Source organism: Luedemannella flava, from assembly GCF_039528515.1.
Lineage (GTDB): Bacteria > Actinomycetota > Actinomycetes > Mycobacteriales > Micromonosporaceae > Luedemannella > Luedemannella flava.
Genome location: NZ_BAAALT010000027.1, coordinates 1 through 7,572 on the forward strand (window position 1 = coordinate 1; position 7,572 = coordinate 7,572).

Sequence of the window (7,572 nt, forward strand, 5' to 3'; positions counted from 1 at the left end):
TGCCGGCCTCGGCGCTCGGGTCGCGGGCCGCGTTCTCGCCGGCGCCGTCGCCGGGCGGGTCGCACCCGGCGTTGTCCCGGCCGGGGGCCTCCGCGTGCTCGCGGCCGGCCTGCGGGTCCAGTCGGGACTGGTGGTCGGCGACCTGCCGCGCCTCGATGACGTTGGTGGGCGCCGCGTCGGCGGGCCGTTCGGGCGCCACGTCGACGTTGCGCACGCCCTCCTCGCCGGACCGCACCAGCTCGTTGCGGGGACGCTCGGGCAGGTTGAGCTGGTCGGACTCGACGCGCCGCGGCGGTTCGACGGGCCGTTCGGTGACGGGCGTCGCGTCGCGGGCCGCCTCCCCGGGCCGCCCGTCATGCGGCGCCGCGCCGTCCCGCCCCGCGGCGTCACGGGTGGTCGTCCCGTCACGGCCGGCGCCGTCGTGCGCGGTCGTCGCGTCACGGCCGGCGCCGTCGTGGGTCGTCGTCCCGTCGCGCCCCGACGTGGTCGCGTCGTGGGTCGTCGCGGTGTCGCGCGGTGCCGTCGTGCCGTCGTGGGTGGTGGTCGCGGTGTCGCGGGGCGTCGCGGGCACCGGGTCACGGGGCGGGCCGCCGTCGTGGGTCGTGGTGCCGCTGTCGCGCGCCGTCTCGGGGTGGGCCGGCACGGACTGGCCCTGCTCCACCCGGGGCTGCGCGGTCTCGGTCCGCGGCTGGGACTCGGCGGGGCGGGCCTCCCCGGGCGGGGCCTCGGTCGTGCGCGCCTCGGCGGCGCGCAGGTCCGCCGGGCTGACCTCGACCGAACGCCCCTCGGTGCCGGGCGACCGCGTCGTCGACGACTGCCCGGACGACAGGTCGGTGCGGACCTCGCCGGCGCGGCCCGTCGTCGCGGTGGTGCCGGCGCGGGTCTCCATGGGCCGGCCGCCGGCCTCCGCGACCCGGCCGCCCTCGGCGGGCACGAGGTGGCCCTCCATGCCCTTGCCGATGAAGTGCTGCCCCAGCGGGCCGCCGTGCTGCGCGCCGCCCATCGCGCCGAACAGGATGCCGCCCGCGATGTCGTGGTGCCAGTCGACGCCGAGGCCCCACTCCTGCATGCCCGCGATGCGGTCCTTGTCGCCGCCGCCGATGGCGGTCAGGATGCCGTCGACCGCGGCCGTGCCGCCGGTGAACGACGCGGCCTCGCCGGCCATGCCGCGGCCCAGCACGGTCGACAGCGGGCCGCCGAAGACGCCGATGGCGCCGAACTTGAGCGTGCCGCCGGCGAAGGTCTTCACGTCGAGCGTCGGGTTGTGCCCCTCGGCCATCTGGATCACGTGGATGCCCAGGGTGGTCTTCACGTTGAACATGGCGAAGCCCTTGCCGCGCTGCAGGGCGGCCCGGCCCATGCCCTCGGTGCCCTCCTTGACCAGCTGAACGAAGCCCTTCTCCCCCATCTCGCTCAGCGCCTTGCGGTAGGCCGCGCGCTGGACGGCCTGCTGGACGGCGCGGCCGGCGAGCCGCTCGCCGCCCTTGAGGGTGGCGACCTGCCACGCGGTGCGCAGCTTGCTCGTCTGCAGGCCGGCCCGCTCGGCGAACTGTGTGCCAGCGCGTTGGGCCGCGTTGCGGGCCGCCAGCCGGCCGGCCAACTGTTTCGGGGTCAGTTTGCTGGCGCCGGACCTGATGCCGGCCCAGGCGCTCCTGCCGGCCGCCTTGAGGCCCGCCTTGGTGAAGAGGTTCTTCGTGCCGGTCCAGGCGGCCTTGCCGAGCGCGGTGACGGCCTGCCGGGTGCCCGTGCGCGCCGCGCCGACGGCCAGCTCCCGGCCCGCGATCTGGGCGAAGTCGCCGACGGAGCCGGCGAACTTGCGGCCCATCAGCTTGGCGAGCAGCTTCTTCACCGCCGCGCGGATGCCGGCATGGGCGGCGGCTTCGGCGGCCGGCGCGGCGAAGGTCGACGTGCCGAACGAGACGATCAGCGTCGAGGCGATGGCGACGAGCGCGGAGGCGAGCATGTAGAGGTTGATCGCCGCCATGAACTTGGCCGTCTCGATCTCGAGGCCGGTGCTCTGCGCCATCTGGCGCATGTCGTACAGGCCCACCACGGAGTTGGAGACCTGCTGCAGGTACGCACCGTAGTTGCCCTGGAAGCGCGCGGCCGCGCCGTCGCCACCCCACGCCTCGGCGACCTCGGGGCTCAGCGCCGCAACCTCGCGCAGGTGGTCGGAGAGGGCCTTGGCGGCCTCCTCGTAGGCCTCGCCGAGACGGAACATGGCCCGCTCGTCGCCCTCGGGGATGTCGACGAGGAACTCCAGCACGCGCTGCACGATGCCGGGGCACCACTCCTCGAAGCGGCGGAACCACTCCAGGATGAAGTCGAGCGGGCCGTCGACGAAGTCGTCCGCTCCCAAACCCGCTCCTCCCCGTGGCGCAGCCGGCGATCGCCGGACGTAATGATGCCGGCCCGCGCGGGCCGGTGGCGGCGGCTAGGCCGAGACGGTGCCCCCGATGTCCTTCGCGTTCTCAGCCTCGAGCGCGCCGTACTTCGCCATCGCCTCGACGACCCGGTTTCCCATGTCGGACAGGGTGGTGGCGGCCTCGCTGAGGCTGGTGCGCAGCGCCTCGTTGGCGGCGAGCTTGGCGCCCTCGGGCACGACCGTGTAGTTGGTGTTGAAGGCCTCACCGTACTTGTCCTGGCCCCACGGGGCGCCGTGCTCGCACTCCACGATGCGGGCGACCAGGGCCTGGGCCTTCTCGACGAAGTCGTCGCCGGACGCCTTCACCTTCATCGCCATGGACATCGCGGCCTCGGGGCCGCCCGCGCCGATGTTCAGGTAGGACGAGCTCATCCGTCATCCCTCCATTCCGGACAGACAGCAGCCACGATCGATCAAGCCGATCCTACCGAGCCGGTCACACACTCGGGATACCCTCACGGTCAGGTATCCCGGGTCTGCAGGTCCGTGGCGAGTTCCTCGAGGAACCGGCTCAGCTCGCCGCTGGAGCCCACCGCGCCGACCGCCACGCCCGGCCGCATCCGCGCCGCGTACTCGTGCAGCAGTTCCGCGATGATCCGCGTCCTGGCCAGCGACAACGACAACACGTCCGGGTACGCGTACGTCACGTTGGGCTCGTGGACGCGGCCGGCCGCGACGCTGGACCGCCAATCGGCCACGGGCGCGTCGAGCTCGACGGGCACCGCGACCTGCCGCCCGTCGCCGGTCGACACATACCGCGCGAGCGTGACGAAATGCCGCGCCGGGTCGGCCGCGACGCGTGGGTCCGCGAACGCGTACTGCATGGTGCGCTGGCGCATCCGGCCGGCGCACCGCTCGGCCAGCTCGCTCAGGCTGTCGTCGGTGACCAGCGGGCCCACCGTCGTGCCGGGGAGCACCCGCAGCGCGAAGTCGCGGAACATGGTGGCGATCGCCGACGCCTGCTGCCGTGACAGCGACAGCGTGTCGTACGGGACCTCGACCAGCGGATCCGCCTCGGACTCGATGGCCGCGTCGACGGAGCGGGCGTTCGCGACGGCCTCGGCCAGCGTGTGCCCCGCCTCGGTCAGGGGGACGGCCGTCAGCAGCCGGCTGCCGTCCGGCGCGTGCCCCTCACCGCGCCAGACCAGCAGGTGCCGGCTCGGGTCGCGCGGTTGTTCGGCCCACGCCACGGGTCACTCTTCCTCTTCGTCGAGCTTCGACAGGTCGCCGTCGTGACGGGTCAGCGTGCGGCGCACGTCGATCGACCCGATCTTGTTGAACCGCAGGTCGCTGGGCAGGCCCTCGTCGAGGACCTCGGTGGTCTGGCGCATCGCGTCCTCGACCGCCCGGCGGACCGTGGCGAGGATGCTCGCGGCCAGCGCCTTGGAGTTGGGCGTACGGTAGACCCGCGGATCGATCTCCAGCTCGGTGAGCTGACCGCGCGGCCCGACCACCACCTTGATGAGTCGGTCATCCGACCATGCGGTGCCGGTGATCTGGAAGACCTTGCGCTGCCGCTCCTCCATGCCGGCCACGGCCTTGTCCAGGTCCGCGAACATGCCGCGCAGGACGTTCCAGTCCGGTCGCTCCGTCATGCGTAACCCCTCCCCGTGTCCGCGCCAGCATATAGAGCCGGGTCCTCACCAGATGTGGCTCTTCACCGGCAGCCCGCGCACCACGGTGACGCGCTCCCAGGTGGCCGGCGCGGCGGCGGTCGCCCGCACGTGCCAGGTCCACACGTTGACCAGCGTGGTCAGCTCCGCGGTCTGGTACTCGTAGGCGGTGAACCGGAGGTCGACCGCGTCGCCGGCGCGCTGGACGACCGGCGCCGTCACCGCGGCCGGGTCGACGCCCGGATGGTTGGCGAGGAACGGCTCCGGGTCGCGCAGCAGGAAACCCGACCGCCCGGCGCCCGGGAAGCTGATCGGGATGACGAGCGGGCCGCTGATGTCCGGCGAGGTGTACAGCTCGGCCAGCACCTCGGCGTACGCGAGCGGGTCCAGGCCGGCGGCCACCAGCCGGCCCAGGTCGGCCATGTCGTCGACCCGGTTGAGATAGCGCACGCCGCCCTCGGCCAGGACCACGAAGCCGTACGTCAGGTCGAAGTTCGGCATGTCGTCGGGCGACGGCGAGTAGACCCGCGCGGCCCCGGCGACCCCGGCCGCGTGGGCGATCGCCCACGGCGCCGGCGAGCCCAGGTACCTGCGGTGGCCGGTGTCGATCTCGACCGCGTCGGGCCGGTCGTCGTGGCGGCGCCGCACGGTCTCCCCGGGCACCAGGACGTACCGCGTGATCAGGTCCGCGATGTCGTCGTGCCGCATGTCCGCCTCCGTCGCTGCTCGGCCGGCCAGTGGACAATCTATGCGACCGGCGGTCGCCGGCAGGGCCCGGTGCGCCTTTGCGCGCGTGCGCGCTCCCGTTACCCTCGGCACTGGGCAGTGGTCGTGGTGGATCGGATCCCGCGGCCCACGGGGGCAACCGGAGGAGTGGCGTGGACGACAGCGGCGGCGTCAGCAACCCGTACGCGGCCCAGACGGCGGCCAACACGAACGTCAACTGGCCGGACAGCATCGACAACGTGAAGGCCGACTTCGCGTCGATGAGCACGTACGCCGAGAACATGTACAAGGCGAGCCTCGACCTGATGTCGACGATGCCGACGATCCAGCAGAGCATGCCGAAGCTGGCCACGGACGGCTTCCTCAACGTGGGCGAGGGCGCGACGCTGTTCCCCGAGGCCAGCCTGGCGAACATGTTCGTGTCGCACAACCAGGCCGACTTCATGGCGATGATGCGCGACCTGCAGGTCAGCATGCAGAACATCGGCTACGCCGCGCAGACCATCTCCGACGCGTACGGACTGACCGACGGCAGCAGCGCGGGTGACCTCAACGCGATCACCGTCGACGGCGTCGAGTTCGCGTTCGGCCGGGGCGGCGAGCGCCCGAAGGGCCTGCCCAGCAATATCGGCAAGACGTACCAGCAGCTCCTGGCCGAGTCCGGCGGCGAGGCCGGCGCGAACGCGGGCGCGGTCACCGGCGCGACCGACCCGTCGATGCTGGGCGGCACCCAGACGGTCGTCGTCTCGGGCATCCCGGGCCACCAGATGACCACGCGCACGATCAGCTACCCGGACGGCAGCAGGATCGTCATCTCCACCTGGGAGACGCCGTACGGGACGCAGCCGCCGCAGACCTTCACGCGGTACACGGTCTACGGCACGGACAACAAGGCCACGTCCAGCACGCTGAAGACGGCCACCGAGCAGAACGGCACGACCACCGTCGTCACGCAGGCGGACGGCTCGTCGGGGCACAGCACCCAGACCACGTCCAGCGCGTACGTCAACGGCGAGAAGGTCACGACGACGACCAACAGCTCGACGAGCGACAAGGGCGTCACGACCGCAGGCACCACGACCACCGTCACCCAGCACACCGACGGCAGCGTGACGACCGCGTCGACCACCCCGCACAGCGACGGCACGTCCTCCACGACCACGCTCGACGTGGGCGACAACGACACCGACCTGGGCGACATCAGCGGCCAGAACAACCCCAAGCAGTACGCCGATGAGACCTACGGCTCCTACCGGCCGGACTACGCGTGAGCGGCGGCGTGCGCGAGAAGGGTGGTGAGCGGTGACCGGTGACGGCGGCACGTTCTACGGATACCAGGGCATGTACCACAACGTGCCCGTCTACATCGCCTCGTCGCAGTATTCGCACGTCGACTTCCCGCAGGGCTACAACCCGACCCCCGAGCCGGACGGCCAGTTCAAGGACGACTGGGACTACAACTGGACGCCGCTGACCAACGGCTTCCACGACATCCAGCACATCCGCGCGCAGATCAAGGCGCTGGGCCCCGGCAGCATCTCCGCCCTGGCCGATATGTGGTACAACGCGTACGACCTGCTCTACACCGTCTCCGAGACCACCCGTACGCAGGCCGAGGCGCTGCACAACGGCAACGGCAAGTTCGCCGGCTGGTCCTCGCCGGCCGCCGACGAGTTCCTGCGCTGGGGCCCCGGCGCCACGCTGTACTCGCTGAAGCAGTGGCAGGACTGCGCGCTGAACAACGCCGTCGGACTGCGGATCCTCTCCGGCAACGTGCACTCGGCGCACAGCCGCATCGACTGGGCCTGGAAGCAGTACGTGGCCGAGGCGCAGGCCGACTACAACAAGCTGACCGAGGGCTACGACGGCCCCGACATCGACAGCATGTCGGACGAGATGCAGGAGAAGATGGCCGAGATCAGCCCGCACTGGCGGATGGTCTACCAGCACCAGACGGCCATCTGGCGCAAGTGGAGCCACGAGGCCCAGAAGATCGCGCACGACCTGAGCCAGCAGTTCTACCAGCAGATCCAGAACTACCTGATCCCCGGTCGCGGCACCCGGTTCGAAGGGCCGACCAACGCGGTCGTCAACATGCCCGGCCACAAGCCGTTCGGCGGCGGCGCCCCGCCGCCCGGCCCGGGCGCCCCGCCGCCAGCCGCGCCGATACCCGTCGTGCCGCCGGGGCCTATCGCACCGGGCGCGCCCGTGCCGGTCGGCCAGCCGGACGCGCCGAAGGCGCCGACCCTCATCCCGACGGGGCCCGTGGTCGCGGGCACGCCGGTGCCGGTGCCGGCGATCGTCCCGGCTCTGGCGCCCAACCTGGTCATGAGCCCGGACGTCGCGAAGGCCCTGGGCCTCAACCCGTACGGCCCGGGCGGCCGGCCGATGACCGCCGGCCTGGACGGTCGCGGCCTCGCCGGCCAGGGCCTCACCCGGCCCGACGCGAGCCTGCTGGGCCGCGAGGGCGTGCTCCGGTCGGGCGCGAACGGGTTGGGCAGCCCCAGCCTGCCGCCCGCCGCGCCGCCGCCCAGCCTCAAGCGCGGCACGCTGGCCCGCCCGAACAAGCCCGGCGAGGGCACGCCGCAGAACCAGCGGCCCGGCCAGGCCGCGCCGCCACCGCACTCGCGCCAGCGCGGCAATCCCAACGACCCGGCCCGCCCGTTCACCGAGGCGGGCCTGGACGAGCACTTCGGCCAGTCGGGCACGATGCCGCCCGGCGCGACGCCGCCGGTGCTCAGCCGCCCGCAGCGCAAGGCCGAGCCCCCGCCGCCGCCCGCGCGGCACACGACGTCCGGCGGGGGCGGC

General features: G+C 72.7%; 6 protein-coding genes and 1 pseudogene. 2 read left to right on the forward strand and 5 right to left on the reverse strand.

What is annotated here, in order from left to right; translation table 11 throughout:
- The 5 genes from ABD211_RS05595 to ABD211_RS05615 form a co-directional block, all read right to left on the reverse strand.
- Positions 1-2,359: WXG100-like domain-containing protein (locus ABD211_RS05595; protein WP_486336255.1), on the reverse strand; the 2,359-nt coding region annotated here is incomplete at its 3' end.
- A gap of 75 nt (positions 2,360-2,434) precedes the next feature.
- The gene (locus ABD211_RS05600; RefSeq protein WP_344126912.1) at positions 2,435-2,797 is read right to left on the reverse strand and encodes a hypothetical protein; all 363 of its coding nucleotides are present in this window, start codon (positions 2,795-2,797) and stop codon (positions 2,435-2,437) included.
- A gap of 89 nt (positions 2,798-2,886) precedes the next feature.
- Entirely contained in the window at positions 2,887-3,615 is a 729-nt protein-coding gene (locus ABD211_RS05605; RefSeq protein ID WP_344126914.1) for a hypothetical protein, read from the reverse strand.
- Between the two features lie 3 nt (positions 3,616-3,618).
- Positions 3,619-4,020: a YbaB/EbfC family nucleoid-associated protein gene (locus ABD211_RS05610; RefSeq protein WP_344126916.1), complete on the reverse strand. Its 402-nt coding sequence runs from the start codon at positions 4,018-4,020 to the stop codon at positions 3,619-3,621.
- 45 nt (positions 4,021-4,065) lie between these two features.
- Entirely contained in the window at positions 4,066-4,746 is a 681-nt protein-coding gene (locus tag ABD211_RS05615; protein WP_344126917.1) for a hypothetical protein, read from the reverse strand.
- A gap of 170 nt (positions 4,747-4,916) precedes the next feature.
- Here ABD211_RS05615 and ABD211_RS05620 point away from each other — a divergent pair, with 170 nt between their 5' ends.
- Both ABD211_RS05620 and ABD211_RS05625 read left to right on the forward strand, forming a co-directional pair.
- Complete coding sequence (locus tag ABD211_RS05620; RefSeq protein WP_344126919.1) at positions 4,917-6,035, forward strand: hypothetical protein; 1,119 nt, start codon at positions 4,917-4,919, stop codon at positions 6,033-6,035.
- A gap of 31 nt (positions 6,036-6,066) precedes the next feature.
- Positions 6,067-7,572: pseudogene (locus tag ABD211_RS05625) on the forward strand (hypothetical protein); the annotation flags it as partial.